Raw genomic sequence first — 19227 nt, forward strand, 5'->3', positions numbered from 1 at the left:
CCGACAGAAAGGAGGATAGCAGAAAAGCGTGACGATCAGTCCAGATAGCCTCGCAAGAAACGACTGCAGCTCGGGTGGCGAAGCTTGCGCAGAGCCTTCGCTTCGATCTGCCGGATTCGCTCACGGGTGATACCGAACTCGCGGCCGACTTCCTCGAGGGTACGGAACTGTCCGTCTTCGAGACCGTATCGCAGGATGATGATGCGGCGTTCGCGCTCGGTGAGCCGACTCAACGCTTCTTCGAGTTGTTGGCGAAGGAGTTGTTGGGAAGCGATTTCCAATGGGGCTGGCTGTGTCTCGTCCTCGATGAAGTCGCCCAAGAATGCGTCACCGTCTTGACCGATCGGCGCTTCCAGCGAGACGGGGAGGCGTGCCGCTTCGAGGATCTGGCGGATCTTTTCTTCCGGCATATCGAGGGCACGAGCAACCTCCAACTGGGTCGGTTCGCGTTCGAGGATCTGTTGGAGGCGGTGGCTCATCTTCTTGATTCGGTTGATAGTCTCGCCGACATGGACGGGCAGGCGGATAGTCCGACTCTGATCGGAAATCGCCCGCGTGATCGCTTGTCTGATCCACCACGTCGCATAGGTGGAAAACTTGTAGCCTCTCTTGTAGTCGAACTTCTCGGTCGCCTTCATCAGGCCGATATTTCCCTCTTGAATGAGGTCGAGAAAAGAGAGACCACGTCCGACATATTTCTTGGCGACGCTGACCACCAGCCGCAGATTGGCTTGGATCAAATGAGCGCGGGCACGTTCGCCGTCTTCCTTATCTGCGACGAGGGCGAGTCGTTCGTCTTCCGACTCGTAGTCTCCCCGCTCGAGCCGAGCTTTGGCGATCTTGCCGCGTTCGATGCGTTGAGCGAGCCAGACTTCCTCTTGGGGGGTCAGAAGCGCTGTTTCACCGATCTCTTGGAGATAGAGGCGAACAGTATCGCTGGTGCTGAGACCGTCGTCGTCAAAACGTTCGAGGTTATCGCGCAATCGTCGCTGGAGGCGTGAGTGTCGTGAGGGAAGGAGATCTTCGCTCTCGTTCGGCCTCGAAGTTTCGTCTGTGGAAAGCTCGTCCAAATCGGTCAGTGAGGGAAACACATCGTCAGCGAGGAAGAAGGAATCGCTCGTTCCGTCCACGGCATGCAGATCCATGGAATCCATGCTTCAACCCCCACTCACCAGTCGGCACCGTATCGACGTTCTTCTCGGGTCATGCAATCAAGACGTCGTGGGCCGTTTCCCGGCGAGCGGTCATGGCGAATCTCGTCCGCCTTTCACTCGCTGTCCCTTCCGTTCAGTTGCGCGAGGCGATCATGCGTGCGTTCCAATCGGGAGTATACTGCACTTTGGCTATGCTTTCAAGCGATTCTCGACGATCCGTACCGGTTGGTGTGTTCGAAATGCTGGAAACGGCAGCTCTGACGAAACGAGTGAGGCGAGTGTGCGTGTCCTAGGGGTCGATCCCGGAATGGCGTTGTTGGGTTACGGTGTGGTCGAAGGAGACGAACCGCTGCGAGCGCTGGCCTTCGGTGTGGTGAGCACCCCGGCCCACTTACCGATAGAACGGCGGCTGGTCGTTCTGTATGACGAACTCGCTCAACTGTTGGAGCGCTGGCAACCCGATGTCGTCGCATTAGAACAACTTTTCTTTGCTCGAAACGTGACGACCGCGCTGGCTGTGGGACAAGCTCGAGGAATCGTCTTGCTCCTGTGCGGACAGCGTGCTCTTCCTGTTGTCGAGTACACTCCCGCACAGGTCAAGCAGGCGGTGGGTGGATATGGGCGAGCGGGAAAGCGCGAAATGCAGGAGATGGTTCGTCTCTTGTTGCAGTTGCCTGTACTTCCGCAGCCTGACGATGCAGCCGATGCTCTGGCGCTCGCCGTTTGCTACTTCCAGCACAGTCGTGCTGCGCAGCTGGAGCGATTCACCTGAGTCGAATGATGACCAAGCATCGTGTCAGAGCCGATGACCTCCTCGTGTCCCGCGGACTGGTGGCGACGCGGAGTCAGGCTCGCGCTTTGATCATGGCTGGTAGGGTGTGGCTGGGCGACCAGCGAGTCGAAAAGGCCGGGGAGTTGCTGCCAGCGGATGCTGAGCTGAGGATTTTGGAGCCGCCGCGCTATGTCAGCCGTGGTGGGGAGAAGCTGGAGCATGCGCTGCGCTCGTTTGGAATCGATGTCAACGGGCTCGTGTGTGCCGATTTCGGCGCATCGACTGGTGGCTTCACCGACGTGCTTTTACAGCACGGTGCGCGGCGGGTGTATGCGATCGATGTCGGTCGGGGACAGCTCCATTACCGATTGCGTCATGATCCACGAGTGGTGGTGATGGAACGGACAAACGTTCGTTACCTCGAAACGTTGCCGGAACCGATCGATCTCGTTACGATCGATGTCTCGTTCATTTCGCTGCGCCTCGTCTTGCCGGCCGCATGGAAAGTACTCGCTCCGGGTGGTCGGGTCATCGCTCTCGTGAAGCCGCAGTTCGAAGCCGGACGCGGTAAGGTAGGGAAAGGGGGCGTTGTACGTGACCTCGCTGTGCACCGCGAAGTGCTCGAGCGAGTCACAGCGACAGCTCTGGAGCTGGGCTTCTCTGTCGAGGGCCTGATTCGCTCCCCGATCGCCGGTGCAGAAGGCAACATCGAGTATTTTCTCCTCCTGCGGCGGAACGGTGTTTCACGACCGGACATCGGTTCGCTCATCGCGAACGTCTTGAGTGGTGCGGAGTCTGCGGCATGACGGGAGCATGGAAGAGCGATCCGTTTCAGGATCTTCGGGCTGCTCTCGAGGGCGAAGAGCTATCGGGTCGGACGAATCCAGGCGTGTGGGTGGACCCCGTGCGAGCCCGGCGAACCGGCGTGCCGGAAATCGTCCTCGCCGAGGGCAAAACGATGGAGCAACTTCTCGCTGCCATCGACCTCTTGCTGGAACGAGAGGGTCGAGTGCTCGTCAGCCGGGTACAACCAGTCCAGTATGAGGCCATCTGCACCCGGTTCGCCTCGGTATCGGTACGCACGTCACCTTCGAAGCGGACAATCGTTCTCAGGCGAGACGAGTGCGTTGTCCAGCCCACGGGTGGACGGGTGGGCATCTTGACGGCTGGAGCGGCTGATCGACCGGCGGCTGAAGAAGCGCAGCTCGTGGCGGAGGAACTGGGTTGTCTCGTTCGTATCGTCTACGATGTCGGCGTCGCTGGTTTGCATCGTTTGGTACCTGCGCTACGCGATCTGGTCAGCGAATGGGATGCCGATGTGCTGATCGTCGCCGCTGGCATGGACGGGGTTCTGCCGAGTGTGGTCGCTGGACTCGTGTCCGTCCCGGTGATTGGGCTACCGACCCCGGTCGGGTACGGTATCGGAGGACAAGGGCAAGCGGCGTTGTACAGCATGCTGCAGTCTTGTGCTCCCGGCTTGGTCGTCGTCAATATCGACAATGGTGTCGGGGCCGGAGCAGCTGCAGCCAAGATCGCGAATCGCTGTGCTGGTCAACGGAGTCAGCGAGAATCATCCGACGAGGCGGCGAGGAGGGCGAACCGCTCGGCGAGTTTCCGGTAAAGCTGTCGCTCACGAGTGCTCGCGCCATGAGCGCCGTCGACCGATGTGGATCCGTCGTTCAGCACTTCGTCGATGATGCGCAGACAGCGCGTGCGGAGAGAGTGCTGCCACAGACGAGTGGCAGCACGGCGCCGCCGATCTTCGAGGATGCCACTCGCGGCATAGCGATCTCGGAGTTCAGCGATCGTCTCGACCACCGCTGTGATTCCCTGGCCTTCGCTCGCGACCGTCTGCAAGATGGGTGGAACAGGGTGACTCGTCCCGGTGAGGAGCCGGTAGTACGCCGAAAGGTCGCGAACGAGTTCAGCTGCACCAGGACGATCCGATTTGTTGATCACGATAAGGTCTGCGATCTCGAGAACGCCTGCCTTCAACGTCTGCACGCTATCGCCGAGCCCGGGGACGAGTACGAGGAGAGCGAGATCCGCGGCGAGGAGGAGCGGCGAAGCCTCCTGCCCGGCACCGACCGCCTCGAGAAAGACGACGTCGAATCCATAAAGATCGAGGACAGCGAGGAGCGCAGGGAGAACAGGAGAACCGGCCGGATCGCGCGCAGCGACGGAACGCACGTAGACGTTGGGGTGCTCTGCGGCATCGAGCATGCGGATCCGATCGCCGAGGAGGGCGCCTCCGGAACACGGGCTGACCGGATCGAAGGCGAGGACGGCGACCGACATATCCCTCATGCTCATCTCAGCGGCCACTCGACCCAACAGCGTACTCTTGCCCGCTCCCGGCGGTCCAGCGACCGCGATGACCGTCGCGTGTCCGCTACGCTCGAGGAGAGGGATCTGCCCCCGATCAGGTTGACGCTCCAACAGGGAGAGTGCACGCGCCAAGGAGGAACGATCTCGATTCCGAACGCCTTCGAGCAAGCTCCTCAAATCCTGGGACATCTCGACTCACGCGCCCCTCACCGGCTCACCAACATGCGTTTCGATGAAGCGAATGATTTCTGCAAGCGGCGTACCGGGACCGAAAACCTCGGCAACCCCCTGTGCCTTGAGAAAGGGAATGTCCTCCTCAGGGATGATTCCGCCGACAAGTACCAGAACATCCTCTTTCCCAGCGGACCGCAGCGCTCGCATTACTTCCGGTACGAGTTGATTGTGTGCGCCCGAGAGGATGCTCAGGCCGACAACGTCGACATCCTCATCGACGGCGCTTCGTGCGATCGTTTCAGGCGTTTGGAAGAGACCGGTGTAGATCACTTCCATTCCCGCATCGCGCAGTGCTCGTGCTAGGACCTTCGCACCACGGTCGTGGCCGTCCAGGCCAGGTTTCGCGATCAAGACGCGGATCGGTCGTCGCACCGGTGCCTCCTGCTCAATAGTGCAATCCTCGTCGCAGCGGCTCATGATCCCGCGATTTGATCGTTTGCATAAGCGTGACGCTATCAGCCGCCTCTTGCAGGGCTGGTGTCGCCGCTCGTCCCGTCAGGACGATATCGGTCCAGGGTGCGGCCCGCTCGACTAACTCGAGAATGGTCTTCTCCTCGACCATTCCCTCATCGACCAGGGTCAAAAGACCGTCGAGAATCAGGATGTTCGTCACCCGCAGTGCTACATGCTGCCTGGCCTCTCGTAGCGCAGCCTGCAAGCGCTCCGGCGAGATTGCTGGGCCGCGGATCTCTTCAGGGCGTGTCCGGACATCGATCATGCCGTACTGGGAGAGCGTGACGCCGGTCAAGAAAGAAACTGCGGCAACCTCTCCCCGCTCGCGCCCTGTTTTCAAGAACTGGATGATGTGGATCCGCAATCCATGCCCAGCACCACGCAACGCAATACCCAGTGCAGCATCGGATGTCCGACGCTCGTCACCGACAAGCAGCATGAGATACGCTCGTTCCGTTTGGCCCCGATCGACGTCCATCATGCCCTCCATCCCTTTTCATGGTCATGATACCTTGTTGCCGTACGTCATTCCGTCTTTCTTGGGATACCTGCCAGTGATCATCCCCAGCCGCGCGCGACGGTGACGGGCGAGCACGACGCACCCGCATGGACCTAAACCGATGGGTCGAGACGCATACTCCGAAGGAGATCCAAAGTCTCCCCTGCGACGCTCGATCAACGAGGCACCGCACTCTCGTCGAGAGACAGACGGAGTCCGTTGAACCGATTCATCGCGACCGTCATGCCTTCCCGGTGCCACACCAAGACCGCTTCGGCTGCGAGAGCTGCGATGCGCTCCGCGAGCGGTCGCTCGTCGGGATGGAATGGACTCAGCACGAAGTCGCGTCCTTCCTCACGCCGGGTCGGTCGCCCAATGCCGATCCGAAGACGTCCGAAACGATCGCTTCCCAGTTCGCGAATCACCGATTCGACACCGTGGTGGCCGGCAGCGCTTCCTCCCTGCCGGAACCGTAATGTACCGAGTGGCAAGTCCATGTCATCGTGAACCACGAGCATTCGATCCAAGGAAAGTTTGTACCAGCGAACCGCTGCTGCGACAGCCACGCCACTGCGATTCATGAATGTCAGTGGCTTGAGCAGCAAAAGTAACCCACGGTCAGTGTGCACCGCAGCAAACTCTCCCTCGAATCGTCGCTGAAAACCGACGACGTTAGTACGTTGCGCCACGCGATCGATCACCCAAAACCCCACGTTGTGTCGGGTTCCGGCGTATTGCGGGCCTGGATTACCCAATCCAACTACGAGCCATGCATCAGAAGTCACGAGCGAGCACCTCCTGATAAACTGCAAGCGTGCGTCGACACGATTCTTCCCAGCTAAAGCGCTGTGCTCGAAGGCGAGCCCGGTACGCCAGCTCTGCCCGGAGATCAGTATCGCTCAGTAAGCGAACCAGTGCCCCCGCGAGGCTCGCCGCCGTTTCTTCTCGAATCAAGAGTCCAGCATCACCCACGATCTCCGGAAGTGCGCCGACAGCGAAAGCAACGACGGGTACGCCGTGAGCCATCGCCTCGGCTGCTGGCAAGCAGAAACCTTCGTCTCGGCTTGCCACGATGAGCGCAGACGCTACAGAGTAGAGCGCATGCAAGTCCTCGTCATCGATGTCCGACAACCAACACAGGACTCTTTCGCGCTCTCCAACGCGGAATTGCTGGACGGTACTGGTGCATTGCCAACCTTCTTGTCCGACGATCACCAGCAACGGAGCAGGTTGCACGTCAGCCTGCCGGAGAAGCGAGAACGCCTTCAGCAAGAGATCGTACCGTTTGCGCGGCTCGATCGTCCCCACGGCGAGAAGGAGCGGTCGCCCTTCGATCCGAGGGCCGAGCCGCGGCATCAGGATCTGGCTCGATCGTTCCCAGGCATCGGTCACAGTCGATCCCCATTGGTGGACCCCGTGATAGATGACGCGGATGCGCTCACTCGTCTCTGGTACCACCAACTGGAGTCGCCGAGCAGTGGCCTCAGACGGCACGATGATCCGATCCGCCGCTCGGAGCCGCGCTAGAGTCTGCCGGTAGTAGCGGAAAGAGGAGGGAGTCAAATCGCCGGGTGCATCGAGAAAAGCAAGGTCATGGATGGTCGTGACACCGCGTATCCAAGGGGGAAGGCGCGGTAGGACGAAATCGGTTGCATGGTAAACACGAATGCTGCGGAACGCGAGTTCGCAGCCGAGGATCCAGGTTTCCAATCGATGATGCGGTGGTGTCATGACCCGAAGCGACGGCAACGGCAGATCCGGCGGAACTCGATTGACGACGAGCCGAAAGCGCACTTCTGAAGAATCGCTTTCCGCACGTGCCAAAGCACGACCGAGTTCAGCAATATAGCGACTGATCCCGCCCCGACGATATGCCAAGAGACGCCCATCGAGCGCGACAACTGAAGCTGGCGGGAACCTCACCGTCAGGACCCCCTCCCCGAGCCTGTTATACTTCGTGCGGAGTTCGTTGTCTCGGCTACCGAGATCGCACGGTACTGGTGCGGTAACCCATACGCGGAAAGGCGAAGAGGAAGAGTTATGGACTTCTTCGGAATGGGACCTGGCGAGCTGCTCGTCATAATGATCTTAGCTCTCGTGCTCTTCGGTCCTGGCAAATTACCGGAAATCGCCGCCACGGTGGGACGAGCAGTTCGAGAATTCCGCAACGCGACAAAGGAACTGACGAGCGAGTTCGAGCAGGCATTCCGTGAGGTTCAGGTGAGCACGACGGAAGTCGCCACGTCAGTTCTCTCCGTCCAGCAAGAAACTCATGCCGCACTTCAAGAGACGCGGGCGGCGCTGAACGAGGCGACGGTCACGGTCTCTGAAGCAGCGAGTGCGGTTGCGCCCGATCAGGTTGCGGCACCTGCGACCATGCCCGCTTCTCCGATGGTCCCGCCTCTCGAGCACCCGGAGGCAACCGCCGTATCGGCTACCGTCGGTAACGGACGGCGAGAGCCGACGAAGGATGACCCGCTCGCGGATCTCGTCGACCTCGACGAGCTGCTCACCGAGTCGAAACCGTTGCCATCGACTGGACCGTGGGAAACGTGAGTGTTCCCGCACGCTAACTCGCGCGCCGAGCGATCCACAGGCAGACGCGACCAGTAGCATCGTCCCGTGTTTCCCAACGCATCTCGGCGAAGAGCGGGACGGGTGGTGGGGAAGGAAGCCGCGCACAGTCGAGTGGAACATGGGCAGCAGCCGGACCGAAAAATCGACGGAAAAGACGCATCCACCACGGCCACGAGCGCGGCTGTGCGGCAACGACCGCAACGTACAGGCCTCCTGGACGGAGTACCCGAGCTACTTCACTGGTCAACTCGTGGGTCAGGAAGACTTCGGTCGGAAAGGTGGTCACGACCGCATCGAGGCAAGCGTCACGCAATGGTAGTCGCCGGGCGTCAGCACAGACGATCCACACGCGCTCGAAGCGTGCGATGCGGCGGCGAGCCAGCCGAGTCATCGTCCGGGAGCGATCGATCGCCAGGACGCGCTTGCCTTTCCCAGCCAGGTCCGCCGCGAGGTCACCTGGCCCACTTCCAAGCTCAGCAACGACTCGCACACCGGCAAGCCAGGGCAACGCAGCACGCTGCCAAGCTCGCCATGCGTCGCCGAAGAGCAGGTGGGTCAGAAGCGGATAGGCCGGGGCGAGTGGACCGTAGAAGAGTTCCAGTACCGACCGACGCACGTTCAGACCGCGTGGAATCAGCCGCAACCGGCGAAGCGGTGACTCTGGCATGGTGCTCGTTCTTCCTCTTCGTCCACCTTGTGCGATTCTCGATCGAGAGGGTATACCGGATCGGGAGATAACAGGAGCGGCACTTTTCGATCGAGAGGATCGACGAAAGGATCGATGTAAAAGGCATGAACGGCAAGGGAAGATTCCGCATCATTGCACGCGACACAGCCACGAAGGCCCGTCTCGGTGTCCTCCACACTCGTCGCGGGCCGGTACGGACCCCCGCGTTCATGCCGGTTGGAACGCAAGCGACAGTCAAGTCCCTGACGCCCGACGAAGTGCGTGCGACAGGGAGCGAGATCGTATTGGCGAACACGTACCATCTCTTCCTACGCCCAGGACCGGAGGTCATCGCAGCATGTGGGGGCTTGCATGCCTTTATGGGCTGGGGCGGTCCGATTCTAACTGACTCCGGCGGTTTTCAGGTTTATAGTTTGGCAAAGCTCCGAGACGTCACGGAGAAAGGGGTCCGATTTCGATCGCACATCGACGGCTCCCTTCGCGAACTCACCCCCGACAGCGTCATCGAGCTCCAAATGTTGTTCGGTTCCGACGTGCTGATGCCCTTGGATGACGTCGTCGGCTTCGGAGAATCCGACGAGCGGCATCAGGAGGCGATGGTTCGGACGCACCGTTGGCTGCAATGGAGTCTCCACCGCTTCCAGGAATTGACAGCGACGCTCGCGGAGGAGGAGCGACCGTTGTTATTCGGCATCATCCAAGGCGGCTTCGATCCGAGCCGCCGTGTCGAAAGTGCGCGCTTCGTGGCCTCGCTACCGGTAGACGGTCTGGCGATCGGTGGACTCAGTGTCGGTGAACCCAAGGATCTTCTCTATGCACTGCTCGATGCAACCGCAGGCGAGTTGCCCGACGATCGGCCGCGTTACCTGATGGGCATCGGTGCGCCGGATGATCTCTGGCGAGCGGTCGCGCGCGGCATCGATCTCTTCGATTGTGTCCTGCCGACCCGCTTGGCACGACATGGTGCACTCTTCACGCCGACCGGCCGCGTGGACATCACCGGAGCGCGCTTTCGTCTTCAGACTGCACCAGTCGACGAGACGTGTGACTGTTACACCTGCCGTCGATTCAGTGCAGCCTATCTGCACCATCTCTTCCGCGCGCGCGAACTACTGGCCTACCGGCTCGCCACGATCCACAACGTGCGTTTCTTGCAGCGCCAGATGGAAACGATGCGATGTGCGATCGCAGAAGGAACGTTCGCGGCATCCATGGAGCGGTTTCTGTCCTCGTACGAGGCGCGAACAGCCCTGACAGCGAGCGATCGTCTGGTCAACGGGTGAGGGTGAGATGATGGACGATCGTGCAGCACTTCACTGCCTCGTTTTCGGCCGCGTTCAAGGAGTCGGTTTCCGCTTCTTCGTCGTCGAGATGGCCGAACGCCTCGGTCTGACAGGTTGGGTACGCAACCGTGAGGACGGGCGATCGGTCGAGATCTGGGCGGAAGGTCGGCGAGCAGCCTTGGAAACCCTTCGTGACCAAGTTCGGACAGGTCCACCAGGTGCGTGGGTCGAGCGCGTGGAATGCGCCTGGGTGGAGCCGACTGGACACTTCGACGATTTCAGTATTCGGCGCTGAGGAAGCGGGGACAGAGCATGGCGACGATCGCGATCGTCGGTCTCGGTTATGTTGGGCTCGTTTATGGGGGGGCTTTTGCCGATCTCGGCAACAGTGTGTGGGGTATCGACATCGACGTCGAGAAGGTCGACAAGCTTCGCCAGGGGAAGATGCCGATTTATGAACCAGGACTGCAGGAGTTGATCCGACGCAATGTCGAGGCTGGGCGTCTTCGCTTCACGACCGATTATGCAGAGGCGATCCCGGGAGCCGAGTTCGTTTTCATTTGCGTTGGTACCCCTTCGACTCTCGATGGGGATGCCGATATGCGAGCGGTGCGAGCAGCCACCGAGACGATTGCTCGGCACCTGAGCGGCCATACCATCATCGTGAACAAGAGCACGATGCCGATCGGGTCCGGAGACTTCGTCTCGGATCTGATCGAACAGCTCAAACCACCAAGCGCGACGTTTGCCGTGGTGACGAATCCGGAATTTCTGCGCGAAGGTTCGGCGGTTTACGACGTCTTCCATCCGAGCCGTATCGTACTCGGAGCTGAGGATCGCGAGGCAGCTGAGCGAGTCGCCGATCTCTATCGTGTCCTGAACGCGCCGATTCTGATCACAGACCGACGTAGTGCCGAGATGATCAAGTATGCGTCTAACGCGATTCTGGCCACCCGCATCAGCTTCATCAACGAGATCGCCCAGATCTGTGAGCAAGTCGGGGCTGATATCAAGATCGTCGCGCAGGGCATGGGCTACGATCCACGGATCGGCCCGCTCTTCTTGGAAGCAGGACTGGGTTTCGGCGGTAGTTGCTTCCCTAAGGATGTCCGCGCACTGGCAGCGATGGCCGAACGGGTCGGGTGCCATCCGCAACTCTTGCATACGGTCCTGGAAATCAACGAGGATCAGCGGCGCCGCTTCGTCCGAAAGGTGCAAGAGCTTCTCGGTGATCTCCATGGGCGTCCGATCGCGCTTTGGGGTCTTGCGTTCAAGCAAGACACTGACGATGTTCGCGAGTCTCCCGCTCTGGACGTCTTACGCATGCTCCTTCAGCGGGGAGCACTCGTAACAGCTTACGATCCTGCAGCGATGGCGAATGCAGCACGAGAAGTACCCGATGCCCAGTATGCACCGGATCCCTATGCCGCGGTGGTCGGAGCCGACGCGTTACTCATCGCGACGCCGTGGAACGAGTTCAAGCAAGCCGATCTCCGCCGGGTGAAGGGACTGATGCGCACCCCCATCATCGTCGACGGGCGCAATATCTATGAACCAGCAGAGGTCCGAAGTCTGGGATTCGTTTACGTTGGAGTTGGCCGTGGTCATCGAACCGATCTGGAATCCTGACGCGGCAGGTCCGGTCGAAGTTGGGGTCGATGCCATCGAGATCTGGCGAATCCAGCGCACGCTCGCCCGTTTCGGGGACCGTTTTCTGGCACGGGTCTATACGGAAGCAGAGCGCGCCCGCTATGCTGGCCGAGTGGCCGAACTGGCAGCCCGCTTCGCAGCCAAGGAAGCGGTGATGAAAGCGCTCGGGACTGGAGTCCGCGGCGTGCGCTGGCGCGATATCGAGATTTTGCCGAACCGCCGTGGGAAACCGTTAGTCATTTTGTACGGATCTGCCCGGGAGCGTGCTCACTCTCTCGGGCTCGAGCACATCGCTGTTTCCCTGACTCATGCCCGCGATCTGGCGATCGCGGTTGTCGTCGCCACTTTTCGCACTTCCGACCAGCACAGTCCGTACGAGCACTCCCAGCACTGAAAGGAGAGTCGAGTATGGAGAAGTTGTGTCGTGTCGAGGAAGTTCGTCGTGCTGAAGCTGAAGCAGTCGCCCAGGGTCTCTCGTTGACAGAACTCATGCGGCGTGCGGGGCAGGGTGTGGCGGAGACGATCGAGCTCCTGGTGTCTCGAAAGCAGGGAAGGCGAGCACTGTTTCTCGTCGGACCGGGCAACAACGGTGGAGACGGATTAGTCGCTGCCAGCCTCTTGGCACTGGCTGGTTGGGACTGCGCAATTTGGAGCTGGAATCGACATGAACCTGGTGCGATCCCGGTCGAGCCGACCGGCTTGGCACACTGCCGCTGGATTCAGAGCGAAGAACTCGATCGTGAACTCTCGCTGGCCGATGTGATCGTCGATGCCATTTTCGGGATCGGTGGGCGACCGGAAGTCCCCGAGCCGGTCGCGACGATTTTCGAATCTGCGCATCGCGCTCGTCGTGTACGCAAGACGGTGTTGGTCGCGGTCGACGTTCCTTCCGGCATCGACAGCGATACCGGTGCTGCTGACGCGCAGGCCTTTCGTGCAGATTTGACCATTATGCTCGGACTGCCGAAGATCGGTGCGTATCGCTTTCCTGCTTTTCGTCACACAGGGCTGATCCGATTGGTCGACATCGGCCTACCGAAGCCTCCGGTCAGCCCTGGAAGTGTTGCGCTCGTGACGCTCCAAGATGCTCGTGGATGGCTCCCGGAACGGACTGCAGAGACCCATAAATGGGCAGTCGGCGCTCTCCTGATCGTCGGTGGTGCCCCGAACTATTACGGGGCCCCTCGTCTCGCAGCGAGTGCAGCGTTGCGGACTGGGGCAGGACTCGTGACACTGTCCGTTCCACGATCGCTCGTGCCCTCGATCGCAGCGGCACTTCCAGATGTGACGTTCCTGCCAGCTCCTGACGGTGATGTCGGAGCTGGCCAACGATGGGCCAATCTCGTGCGCGATGCTCTCCCACGCTACCGTGCTCTGCTGGTCGGCCCTGGACTCGGTCAAGACCAGACAGCCGAAGAGTTGCTCCACTATCTCTTTGGACTCGGTCGAGTGCGGCGTGGGGCCCTCGGTTTTGGTGTACCGGCGGATGACGAGATACCGCAACGATTCGCTGGCTATGCGGTGATCGATGCGGATGGCCTCAACTGGCTCGCCAAAATGGGTAACTGGTGGGAAGAACTTCGCGCGGCACGACTCGTTCTTACGCCTCATCCTGGTGAACTCGCTCGCTTGTGTGGTTGCGATGTGACGAAGATTTTGGAAGATCCATGGACGCAGGCCGTCGAGGCGGCGGTCACCTTCGGGCAGCACGTCGTGTTGAAGTACGGCCACACGGCTGTCGCATGCCCTGACAGGTCGCTCCTGATCGCCCCTCAGGTCCATCCCGCGCTGGCGACTGCTGGGACAGGAGACGTGCTCGCTGGTGTGATCGCTGGGCTCGCTGCGCAGGGGCTGGGACCACGCGAGGCGGCGGGCGCTGCTGTCGTGATCGCTAGCGAAGCTGCGCTGCACGCCGTGGTGTCGACCGGTACGCTCTCGCTTACCGCCTCCGACGTCGTCGCTGCTTTGCCGAAAGTCCTCCGAGCACTGTACGATCCCCGATGGTCACCGGAGCGAGTCGTCTCGGCGATCGAGGGGAACTGAGTGCATGGAAGAGCGATTCCCATCGCGATCATGAAGTTGGTCAGGCGATCGAAAAGGAGAGCGAGCAGAAGATGGTGCAAGAAATTCGGGTTCGCTCCTTGATGACTCGTGATGTCGTTGCCATCAGTCCCGAGACGTCAGTCGGCGAAATCGCCCGCCTGATGTGGGAAAATGCGATCTCGGGTGTGCCCGTCATCGATGAGCAGCGGCGAGTTATCGGTATTGTCACCGAGTTCGACTTGATCGCGCGCGAGGCGAGCTTCAATGCACCGCTCTACGTTCCGTTTCTCGATGCTTTCTTCAAGATACCTGGAACGGGCGACGAAACCCAGCTCCGCAAGATCTTGGCTACCAAAGCTGCCGAAATCATGTCGAGCCCGGCCATCACGATCGGACCAGAAGAAACGATCGAAGCGCTCGCAACACTCATGTATCGGCGCCGAGTCAACCCGGTGCCGGTTGTGGACGAGGAGGGACGGCTCCTCGGGATCGTCTCGCGCTCGGATCTCATCTGGCTGATGACGCTCGAAGAACGCGGCGAACTCCCAACGCTCCTGGCGAGCCGCTCTTAGCGGGTGTCGGATCGTTCGAACCGCTCGGCTGAGTCGACGAGTCGTCACGGTCGATCAGGCCGATTCCTGGAGTTGCTGGCGTAAGGCTTCGACGTCTCGGCGGATGATGAACGTTCGGCCGGAGTGCTCGTCGCGGACGTACTCCAGCTTGCGCTCGTCCATCCACCGGTAGATCGTCGGACGTGTGACACCGAGACTGTGGGCTGCCTGAGTGATGCTGACAAGCTCGCTCGGCTCATAAGCTCGGAACTTCGCCTGCGAGAGCAGTCTCCCGAGGTCGCTTTCCCAGAAGGCACGTGGAACAGAGTAGTCCTCTGCGCCGGGTGCCCAAAAGAGGAGTTGGAGGACCAGTTCGATGTTTTCCAGAATCCGTTCCCGTTGCTCGATCAGCCTGCCTTGCGCAATAGCAGCCAGACGTTGCAACACCTGCCCGATCGGACTCGCTCGGAGCTCTTCGAGGAGTTCCTTCTCGCGCAGATCGATCTGCTCGACGACACGAGGCAGTAGCCGCGACATCAGCCGATAGTGATGCGAATAGAGAATCTTCAGCGCGTCATCGATGACCCGCTGATAATTCAAGCTCTGAGCATCCACGGGTTCTCCTCCCGCCGAGCAATCGGACGACCAGTGTACGTACCCATTCTACGGAGTCCGAAGCTGCCCGTCAATAGAGCAAAAAAGTCCGGCTCGCTCGGCGGTGTCCACGCTCTGATCAGTGCCAGCGAGGCACAGCCAATCCATGCTCTCTTTTCGATTATCCCTGATCACTGTCTGGGCTCAGCCGGTACTGGGAAGAAGCAAAGTTCCACCGGTAGACCATACCACCTCGTGGGAGTACGTCGAGCTGGTGGGGACACGGGGAACCGAGTCGCGCGCGGACCGTACCGAGGGCGAGGCGAGGGTCATTGTTCTTCTGCGAGAGATGAGCGAGCCAGATGGTCCGTGGTGGACCCGACAACTGGGCGAGCGCCTGCGCTGCCTGGTCGTTACTGAGGTGCCCAGCCGGTGAAGCGATACGCCGCTTGAGCCATTCCGGGTATGGTCCGCGCCAAAGGAGATCTCGATCGTGATTCGCCTCGAGCACGATCAGGTCCGCGCGCGATAAGGCGGCGAGCACCTCGTCGGTCACCGTGCCGAGATCCGTGAACAGAGCAATTTCGGCGTGAGATGTCGCTAAGCGCAAGCCGAACGGCTCGCTCGCATCGTGCGGCACCGGTACTGGGCAGAGCGCGAGATCACCGATTTCCAGCCAATGCTGATAGGTGACCATCAGCCGACGCTCAAATTCCAACCGGAGCACGGCGTCCGTTCCAGCCGTCGTAATGACCGGGCAAGATTGCCAGCGGAGCAATCCGGCGAGCCCCCGAACGTGATCATGGTGCTCATGCGTCACGACGATCGCAGTCAGCTCGTGATCGCCGACTCCGCTCGAGCGCAAGAGGCGGCGCAGCGTCGTCGGAGCCAATCCTGCATCGATGAGGATGCTTGTCCGCTGCGTACGGACGAGAAAAGCGTTCCCCTCGCTGCCGCTGCCAAAACAGAAAACGTCCATGGATCAACCTCCGAACAGCGCGCGACCGATGCGGACGAGCGTCGCCCCTTCCTCGACAGCGATGTCGAAATCGTTCGACATGCCCATGGAAAGCTCAGGAAGAGGGTGTTGGAAACGTTCTTGGAGGTGATCGCGCAGTTCCCGCAGAGCGCGGAAGATCGGTCGCACAAGTTCGCTTTCTGGAACGAGTGGGGCGATCGTCATCAAGCCGCGCACCTCCAACTGTGGTTTCGTGAGTGCCAAAGAGAGAAGCTCAGCCGCTTCAACCGGTCGACAACCGTGTTTTTGTTCCTCACCAGCGATATTCACCTGAATCAGGATAGGAAGGCGGCGACCGACGCGCACAGCTCGTTCGTTCAGTTCCTCGATGAGAGCTGCACGGTCGACGGAATGGATCAGAGCGAACAGCTTGACGGCGTGCCGAACCTTGTTGGTTTGCAGATAGCCGATGAGATGAAGCTCGGCATCAGCGGGAAGCGGATTATCACCGAATTTTTTCTGTGCCTCTTGCACGCGATTTTCCCCGAAAAAACGCAGGCCGAGTTCGTACGCAGCCTGCACCTTGTCCCGATCGATCCCTTTCGTAACAGCGACGATCTGTACGTTCTGTGGAAGCCGTCCAGCTCGCTCGGCCGCTCGTTCGATACGGCATCGCACGCGAGCCAAATTCTCGCGCAGTCGCTCGTAGTCTTCCATGGCCTTCTCCAGATTCCTTGTCGATCAAGGGAGCGCGATCACAGCAGCCTGGGCACCGGCACGTGCGCCGTTCGCGCGATACGAGAACCACTCTTCGGCATGACAGCGCGTGCAAATAGCGGATCGTTCGATGTGCTCTGGAACGATTCCTTCTTCGATGAGGAGCAGTTCGTTGGCCCGCCAAAGATCGAAGATCGCCCGGCCATTTCGCGAGAGCACAGCCTGATGTCTGCCCGATGGCCCACGAGCGACCCAGGCTGTGATCACTTCTTCCCCCACCTCGTAGCAGCACGGGCCGATCGATGGTCCGAGAAAGGCCAATAAACGCTCGGGTCGAGCGGAAAACTCGTTGCACAAGATGCGGACTGCTTGCCGCGTTATCCCGCCCACGGTGCCACGCCAACCGGCATGAACGACGCCGATAGCGGGGACGTCAGGAGCGTACAACAAGACTGGCACGCAATCAGCACAGATTACGGCGAGTGGCAGATTCCGTTCCGTCGTTACGAGTGCATCGCTCTCCGGAATTCCCGTGCTCGGTTCGAGGGCTCCGCGACCACGCTCGGACGCCGTGACGACAGTAACCTGCGTGCCATGCACTTGGCGGGCAAAGACGGTCTGCTCGAGCGGTACTCCGAGGCGTTCCCACCAGGCGCGTCGATTAGCGAGCACGATCGAGAGAGTGGCATTCCCACTCACTGATCCGGAAACGGGCAAAGAGGGGTCCCGCTTGGTCACACCGTGCGGAATACCGAGTGCGGACAAGCGAGCGAATCGAAAGGGAAGCACGATCATGGCTCTTTCCCCAACATGACGTGAATCACCCAAGGAGTCGTATCGACAACAGCTTGGGAGACTGCTCGTTCGAGTTCGGCAGGTTCCGACACACGGACGGCGTTCAGCCTGTAGGACTGTGCCAGTTCGACGAAGTCCGGGTTTACGAGATCGACATCACGGGGGCGGATCCCAGCCTGCTCCATCGCGCGCTTGACAGCTGTATGTGACCGGTCATCGAAAATGACGACGATAACCGGCAGCCGATAGTGAGCGAGGGTTCCGAGCTCCTGCACGGTGAACTGGATTCCACCGTCGCCACAGATCGCGACTGCCGGACGATCCGGACGAGCGTATTTTGCACCGATCGCCATCGGGAGCGCGGAGCCGAGCGTGCCGAACCCCCGTGGAAATGCGTAGGTGCGCGGAACGAAGACCGGAAACGCACGGACAGCCTCGTAGCAGACCATCGTCATGTCGTGGGCGGTGAAGGCATCGCGCGGAAGTGCGCGCCGCAGCGCGATCAGCCAGGGCTGATAGCGCCGCGCCGCTTCATCTGTGACGCTCAGCAATCGCTGACGCACGCCCTCGATCTCGCTCGGTTCCCAACGGGAGCGTGGGCGGAAACCTGCTTCGACGCGCTCGAGGAGCCCAGCGAGCGCTTCGGCGCAATCGGCTCGCAGCGCAACGGCTGCCGGATAACGCCGATGGAACTCCAGAGGATCGATATCGATATGGATCAGTGGTACGGGAAGCGACATCGTCCCTTCCCCGGTCGTCCGTGCTCCCAATCCGGTCCCGATGGCGAGCGTCACGTCCGACCCTCGCATGAGCTCACTCACTGGGTTGTCCGGCGTCCAGCGATAGCCGAAGGCGCCGATGGCCAACGGGTGGTCATCGGGGATAGCGCCTTTACCAGTCACGGTCGTAGTGACGGCTGCGCCGATGGCACTGGCGAGTCGACTGAGCAGCTGGCTGCTGCGCTCGGAGACGGCTCCGCCGCCGGCCAGAACGAACACCCGATTCGCCTCGGCCAAGAGCTGCGCTGCTCGGTCGAGCAGATGGTCATCAGGCATCGCTCTGGGAACGGCGATGACGAGCGGATCGGTCATCGCTGTGCGTTCGCGCAGAACATCGAGGGGAACTTCCAAATAGACCGGGCGCGGTCGCCCGTCATAGAGTTGACGAAACGCTTCGGCAACGGCTGTTCTGATTTCTGCGGCACTCATGACGCGGTGTGCCCACTTCACGATTGGACGGACCACAGCGAGCTGATCCGTCATCTCGTGCAGTCGTCCATCCAATTGGCCAAGGTACGGTCGATCGAGACACGTGCTGATCACCAGGACTCGCGAGCTATCGGCGAATGCCTCGGCGATCGGCGTGACGATATTAGTCAGTCCAGGACCAGTGACGGTGATGGCAACACCGACGCGGCCACTCGCTCGCGCGTACCCGTCGGCCATGTAGCCGGCACCTTGCTCGTGCCGCGGGAGAACCGTGCGAATCTGGCTTCGTTCGAGAGCGGCGTAGAGATCGAGCGTGTGGACGCCGGGGATGGTGAAGACGACTTCCACGCCATGCGCCTCGAGAGCGCGGACGAGTGCCTCAGCACCCGTCTCCTGGCGCGCGCGTGCCACCGAGGGGGTCGTGGGAATCTCCACCGAGTTCATCTGCAAGTACCTCCCGAAGTGCTCCCATGCCCGCGGCGCAGTGTAGGAGAAGGCGGATCTCCGTGCAATGCCAGAGTATTCCCGAGACGGTCGCCGTTGGCTGGTTCACCGAACCGGAACGAGTCGGCGCGACACACTGCTCCGGCTGGGAAGTTCGCGGCCAGATATATGCGTATAAGAACCCTTATACGCAAAAGCGAAAGCCCGGCTGCCCCTCTGCCGTCGGTCCGCCACGGCAGCGTAGGACCCTCTTTGGGCTCGCTCTGCCCGAGTTCGTTC

Annotated in this window: 22 protein-coding genes; 10 read left to right on the plus strand and 12 right to left on the minus strand. The window is 60.7% G+C overall.

The window, feature by feature from the left end; translation table 11 throughout:
• Positions 1–35: 35 nt before the first annotated feature.
• Positions 36–1145, minus strand: coding sequence for an RNA polymerase sigma factor RpoD (rpoD, locus tag ACWIVK_RS01435; protein ID WP_448574833.1), 1110 nt, complete (start codon positions 1143–1145; stop codon positions 36–38).
• 289 nt (positions 1146–1434) lie between these two features.
• Between rpoD and ruvC the strand changes: the two genes are divergently transcribed.
• The 3 genes from ruvC to larB are packed head-to-tail and all read left to right on the plus strand — an operon-like array spanning position 1435 to position 3547.
• Positions 1435–1926 carry a crossover junction endodeoxyribonuclease RuvC gene (gene ruvC, locus ACWIVK_RS01440; RefSeq protein WP_448574748.1) on the plus strand — a complete coding sequence of 164 codons (492 nt, stop codon included), beginning with the start codon at positions 1435–1437 and terminating at the stop codon, positions 1924–1926.
• Between the two features lie 8 nt (positions 1927–1934).
• Positions 1935–2732, plus strand: coding sequence for a TlyA family RNA methyltransferase (locus tag ACWIVK_RS01445; RefSeq protein WP_448574749.1), 798 nt, complete (start codon positions 1935–1937; stop codon positions 2730–2732).
• Complete coding sequence (larB, locus tag ACWIVK_RS01450; RefSeq protein WP_448574750.1) at positions 2729–3547, plus strand: nickel pincer cofactor biosynthesis protein LarB; 819 nt, start codon at positions 2729–2731, stop codon at positions 3545–3547. The genes ACWIVK_RS01445 and larB overlap by 4 nt, the downstream gene beginning before the upstream one ends.
• Here larB and ACWIVK_RS01455 read toward each other — a convergent pair.
• The 5 genes from ACWIVK_RS01455 to ACWIVK_RS01475 form a co-directional block, all read right to left on the minus strand.
• Complete coding sequence (locus ACWIVK_RS01455; protein ID WP_448574751.1) at positions 3487–4443, minus strand: methylmalonyl Co-A mutase-associated GTPase MeaB; 957 nt, start codon at positions 4441–4443, stop codon at positions 3487–3489. The genes larB and ACWIVK_RS01455 overlap by 61 nt on opposite strands.
• A gap of 6 nt (positions 4444–4449) precedes the next feature.
• Entirely contained in the window at positions 4450–4905 is a 456-nt protein-coding gene (locus ACWIVK_RS01460; protein ID WP_448574752.1) for a cobalamin B12-binding domain-containing protein, read from the minus strand.
• A complete protein-coding gene (locus tag ACWIVK_RS01465; protein WP_448574753.1) occupies positions 4874–5419 on the minus strand; it encodes a cob(I)yrinic acid a,c-diamide adenosyltransferase in 546 nt (181 codons plus the stop codon). Before ACWIVK_RS01465 ends, ACWIVK_RS01460 begins: the two co-directional genes overlap by 32 nt.
• A 197-nt stretch (positions 5420–5616) precedes the next feature.
• Entirely contained in the window at positions 5617–6225 is a 609-nt protein-coding gene (gene pth / locus ACWIVK_RS01470) for an aminoacyl-tRNA hydrolase (protein WP_448574754.1), read from the minus strand.
• Positions 6215–7363, minus strand: a complete 1149-nt coding sequence (locus ACWIVK_RS01475) for a glycosyltransferase family 4 protein (RefSeq protein ID WP_448574755.1) — start codon at positions 7361–7363, stop codon at positions 6215–6217. Before ACWIVK_RS01475 ends, pth begins: the two co-directional genes overlap by 11 nt.
• A 117-nt stretch (positions 7364–7480) precedes the next feature.
• Between ACWIVK_RS01475 and tatA the strand changes: the two genes are divergently transcribed.
• The gene (gene tatA, locus ACWIVK_RS01480; RefSeq protein WP_448574756.1) at positions 7481–7996 is read left to right on the plus strand and encodes a twin-arginine translocase TatA/TatE family subunit; all 516 of its coding nucleotides are present in this window, start codon (positions 7481–7483) and stop codon (positions 7994–7996) included.
• Positions 7997–8009: 13 nt separating this feature from the next.
• Here tatA and ACWIVK_RS01485 read toward each other — a convergent pair whose 3' ends face one another.
• On the minus strand, positions 8010–8684 hold the full coding sequence (locus ACWIVK_RS01485) for a class I SAM-dependent methyltransferase (RefSeq protein WP_448574757.1): 675 nt from the start codon (positions 8682–8684) through the stop codon (positions 8010–8012).
• A gap of 125 nt (positions 8685–8809) precedes the next feature.
• Between ACWIVK_RS01485 and tgt the strand changes: the two genes are divergently transcribed.
• The 6 genes from tgt to ACWIVK_RS01515 all read left to right on the plus strand — a co-directional run bounded on the left by tgt (position 8810) and on the right by ACWIVK_RS01515 (position 14253).
• Positions 8810–9988 carry a tRNA guanosine(34) transglycosylase Tgt gene (gene tgt, locus ACWIVK_RS01490; protein WP_448574758.1) on the plus strand — a complete coding sequence of 393 codons (1179 nt, stop codon included), beginning with the start codon at positions 8810–8812 and terminating at the stop codon, positions 9986–9988.
• A gap of 7 nt (positions 9989–9995) precedes the next feature.
• On the plus strand, positions 9996–10283 hold the full coding sequence (locus ACWIVK_RS01495) for an acylphosphatase (RefSeq protein WP_448574759.1): 288 nt from the start codon (positions 9996–9998) through the stop codon (positions 10281–10283).
• Positions 10284–10300: 17 nt separating this feature from the next.
• A complete protein-coding gene (locus ACWIVK_RS01500; RefSeq protein ID WP_448574760.1) occupies positions 10301–11617 on the plus strand; it encodes a UDP-glucose dehydrogenase family protein in 1317 nt (438 codons plus the stop codon).
• Positions 11589–12032 carry a holo-ACP synthase gene (acpS, locus tag ACWIVK_RS01505; RefSeq protein ID WP_448574761.1) on the plus strand — a complete coding sequence of 148 codons (444 nt, stop codon included), beginning with the start codon at positions 11589–11591 and terminating at the stop codon, positions 12030–12032. The genes ACWIVK_RS01500 and acpS overlap by 29 nt, the downstream gene beginning before the upstream one ends.
• 14 nt (positions 12033–12046) lie before the next feature.
• Positions 12047–13681 (plus strand): NAD(P)H-hydrate dehydratase, encoded by a 1635-nt coding sequence (locus tag ACWIVK_RS01510; RefSeq protein WP_448574762.1) that lies wholly within the window; start codon positions 12047–12049, stop codon positions 13679–13681.
• Between the two features lie 71 nt (positions 13682–13752).
• On the plus strand, positions 13753–14253 hold the full coding sequence (locus ACWIVK_RS01515) for a CBS domain-containing protein (protein WP_448574763.1): 501 nt from the start codon (positions 13753–13755) through the stop codon (positions 14251–14253).
• 54 nt (positions 14254–14307) lie between these two features.
• Here ACWIVK_RS01515 and ACWIVK_RS01520 read toward each other — a convergent pair whose 3' ends face one another.
• From ACWIVK_RS01520 to ACWIVK_RS01540, 5 genes are all read right to left on the minus strand, one after another.
• Positions 14308–14847, minus strand: coding sequence for a helix-turn-helix domain-containing protein (locus ACWIVK_RS01520; protein WP_448574764.1), 540 nt, complete (start codon positions 14845–14847; stop codon positions 14308–14310).
• 160 nt (positions 14848–15007) lie between these two features.
• On the minus strand, positions 15008–15805 hold the full coding sequence (locus ACWIVK_RS01525; protein WP_448574765.1) for an MBL fold metallo-hydrolase: 798 nt from the start codon (positions 15803–15805) through the stop codon (positions 15008–15010).
• Positions 15806–15808: 3 nt separating this feature from the next.
• Entirely contained in the window at positions 15809–16501 is a 693-nt protein-coding gene (locus ACWIVK_RS01530) for a YggS family pyridoxal phosphate-dependent enzyme (protein WP_448574766.1), read from the minus strand.
• Positions 16502–16525: 24 nt separating this feature from the next.
• Positions 16526–17296: a peptidoglycan editing factor PgeF gene (gene pgeF / locus ACWIVK_RS01535; protein WP_448574767.1), complete on the minus strand. Its 771-nt coding sequence runs from the start codon at positions 17294–17296 to the stop codon at positions 16526–16528.
• Entirely contained in the window at positions 17293–18948 is a 1656-nt protein-coding gene (locus tag ACWIVK_RS01540) for a thiamine pyrophosphate-binding protein (RefSeq protein ID WP_448574768.1), read from the minus strand. Before ACWIVK_RS01540 ends, pgeF begins: the two co-directional genes overlap by 4 nt.
• Positions 18949–19227: the final 279 nt, after the last annotated feature.

It is taken from the genome of Thermomicrobium sp. (assembly GCF_053493975.1).

Bases quoted from the DNA above. Each gene is read 5' to 3' on its own strand.
- ACWIVK_RS01460 (WP_448574752.1), bottom strand. From the start codon at position 4,905: ATGAGCCGCTGCGACGAGGATTGCACTATTGAGCAGGAGGCACCGGTG.
- ACWIVK_RS01465 (WP_448574753.1), bottom strand. From the start codon at position 5,419: ATGGACGTCGATCGGGGCCAAACGGAACGAGCGTATCTCATGCTGCTT.
- ACWIVK_RS01495 (WP_448574759.1), top strand. From the start codon at position 9,996: ATGATGGACGATCGTGCAGCACTTCACTGCCTCGTTTTCGGCCGCGTT.
- ACWIVK_RS01540 (WP_448574768.1), bottom strand. From the start codon at position 18,948: ATGAACTCGGTGGAGATTCCCACGACCCCCTCGGTGGCACGCGCGCGC.
- ACWIVK_RS01485 (WP_448574757.1), bottom strand. From the start codon at position 8,684: ATGCCAGAGTCACCGCTTCGCCGGTTGCGGCTGATTCCACGCGGTCTG.
- ACWIVK_RS01530 (WP_448574766.1), bottom strand. From the start codon at position 16,501: ATGGAAGACTACGAGCGACTGCGCGAGAATTTGGCTCGCGTGCGATGC.
- ACWIVK_RS01445 (WP_448574749.1), top strand. From the start codon at position 1,935: ATGACCAAGCATCGTGTCAGAGCCGATGACCTCCTCGTGTCCCGCGGA.
- larB (WP_448574750.1), top strand. From the start codon at position 2,729: ATGACGGGAGCATGGAAGAGCGATCCGTTTCAGGATCTTCGGGCTGCT.
- ACWIVK_RS01455 (WP_448574751.1), bottom strand. From the start codon at position 4,443: ATGTCCCAGGATTTGAGGAGCTTGCTCGAAGGCGTTCGGAATCGAGAT.
- ACWIVK_RS01510 (WP_448574762.1), top strand. From the start codon at position 12,047: ATGGAGAAGTTGTGTCGTGTCGAGGAAGTTCGTCGTGCTGAAGCTGAA.
- tgt (WP_448574758.1), top strand. From the start codon at position 8,810: ATGAACGGCAAGGGAAGATTCCGCATCATTGCACGCGACACAGCCACG.
- ACWIVK_RS01525 (WP_448574765.1), bottom strand. From the start codon at position 15,805: ATGGACGTTTTCTGTTTTGGCAGCGGCAGCGAGGGGAACGCTTTTCTC.
- tatA (WP_448574756.1), top strand. From the start codon at position 7,481: ATGGACTTCTTCGGAATGGGACCTGGCGAGCTGCTCGTCATAATGATC.
- rpoD (WP_448574833.1), bottom strand. From the start codon at position 1,145: ATGGATCTGCATGCCGTGGACGGAACGAGCGATTCCTTCTTCCTCGCT.
- pgeF (WP_448574767.1), bottom strand. From the start codon at position 17,296: ATGATCGTGCTTCCCTTTCGATTCGCTCGCTTGTCCGCACTCGGTATT.
- ACWIVK_RS01500 (WP_448574760.1), top strand. From the start codon at position 10,301: ATGGCGACGATCGCGATCGTCGGTCTCGGTTATGTTGGGCTCGTTTAT.
- ACWIVK_RS01515 (WP_448574763.1), top strand. From the start codon at position 13,753: ATGGTGCAAGAAATTCGGGTTCGCTCCTTGATGACTCGTGATGTCGTT.